The sequence below is a fragment of the Pseudomonas sp. genome (genome assembly GCF_049645325.1).
Taxonomy (GTDB): domain Bacteria; phylum Pseudomonadota; class Gammaproteobacteria; order Pseudomonadales; family Pseudomonadaceae; genus Aquipseudomonas.
The window spans coordinates 1-1632 of record NZ_JBARTQ010000037.1 but is presented as its reverse complement, the minus strand read 5'-3'; the positions used below and the strand labels follow the sequence as shown (position 1 = coordinate 1632).

Below are 1632 nucleotides of genomic sequence, written 5' to 3'. Positions count from 1 at the left end.
GTACCAGCGGGCACACTGGTCGCTGACGGGCTGGGCGACAGCTTCATGTACCAGGACTACTACGGCGACCAGGTGCCGGAGCAACTGGCCAGCGTGTTCGGTACACAGTTCGCGCAGGCGTTGTTTCAGCTTGAGCCGGGCGCCTGGCAAGGGCCGGTCGAATCCGGACTGGGCTGGCACCTGGTCTATATCGATTCGCTGACGCCCGGCCGGGTGCCGATATTCGAGGAGGTCGAACCGATGGTGCGCGCAGAATGGATCAACGCGCAACGCGCTGAGGCCACGCGCAAGATATACGCCGCAATGCGGGAACGCTACGAAGTTTTGCTGCCGGCGCCAGGTGCCATTGCTGATGCAGAGCCGGGCCACGATTTGCCATGAGCAACGTTGTGCGGGTCGTGTTGCGGTTCCGGATGCAGTTGTGGCTGACGGCAGTAATGTCAGGCGCAGCCGTCATGATCCTGCTGCCCATCGCGAACGCCTCGGCTCACGAAACCCGTCCCGCGTACCTCGAAATTAACGAGACGACAGCTGGCCGCTACGACGTGCTGTGGCGCACGCCTGTGTCGTCGGGGATGCGGTTGCCGGTGGTGCTTAAATTCACTGAAGGAACCCGCGATGTCACCCCACCGGCCGTGCGCGAGCTGTCCGATTCGCTGCTGGAGCGGCGAATCATTGAAATACCCGGCGGCCTTGCCGGTCAACGCATCGGGTTTGTAGGACTGCGCGGCACGATCACCGACGTGCTCGCGCGCGTGCAACTCCTTGACGGTGCGTACTCAACCACGCTCGTTCATCCGTCGCAGCCATGGCTGGAGGTCACTGCAGCGCGGGGCTGGCTCGCCGAAGCCCGTGCCTATCTGCGGCATGGCATCGATCACATACTGCTCGGCTACGACCATCTGCTGTTCGTGTTCGCTCTATTGCTTATCGTGCGCAACACGCGCGTGCTGATTGCTACGATTACCGCATTCACCATTGCGCACTCCATCACCCTCGCTTTAGCAACCCTTGGTCAGGTGCACATTCCGACACCACCGGTCGAAGCTGCTATCGCATTTTCCATCATCTTGCTGGCGGGTGAGCTCATGCGCCGCGAGCGCGGGGAAGCCAGCCTGACATCGCGCTGGCCATGGGTGGTGGCGTTTCTTTTCGGCCTGCTGCACGGTTTCGGTTTTGCCAGTGCGCTGGTGGACATCGGCTTGCCACAGGGCGATATTCCGCTGGCGCTGTTCGCATTCAACCTTGGTGTTGAATTCGGTCAACTGGCGTTTATCGCCCTGGTGCTGGGTTTGTTTGCGTTGCTGAGGCGAATCAAGCTGGCGGAGTTACTGGAGCCTTATGCCCGTCCGGCCGCGCCTTACGCAATCGGCATTTTGGCTTCGTTCTGGTTTTTTGAGCGCTTGGCGGGATTTTGAAACAGCTAACGTTTACCGGGACATAATTTCAAACTGTTAATTGATCTGACATCTTATTACAATGACTTTTTTTCGAGGGTGCCAACATGTTCATTCAAAACCAACGATCTGTGCTGACCAGCTCCGCCTTGTTGTCAATGGCCGCGTTTCTTTTCGGCGCTACACCTGTGATGGCTGAAGATTCGACCGCCGGGTCCGACTGGACGTATGGCGC

At 59.3% G+C, this 1632-nt stretch carries 2 protein-coding genes; both read left to right on the top strand.

The genetic code is table 11. The annotated features are described in order from the left end of the window. The coding region (locus WBB95_RS01500) for a peptidylprolyl isomerase (RefSeq protein WP_424485975.1) at positions 1-381 on the top strand (381 nt) is incomplete at its 5' end. Next, positions 378-1418: a HupE/UreJ family protein gene (locus tag WBB95_RS01495; protein WP_424485974.1), complete on the top strand. Its 1041-nt coding sequence runs from the start codon at positions 378-380 to the stop codon at positions 1416-1418. The genes WBB95_RS01500 and WBB95_RS01495, both read left to right, overlap by 4 nt. Positions 1419-1632: the final 214 nt, after the last annotated feature.

Bases quoted from the DNA above. Each gene is read 5' to 3' on its own strand.
- WBB95_RS01495 (WP_424485974.1), top strand. From the start codon at position 378: ATGAGCAACGTTGTGCGGGTCGTGTTGCGGTTCCGGATGCAGTTGTGG.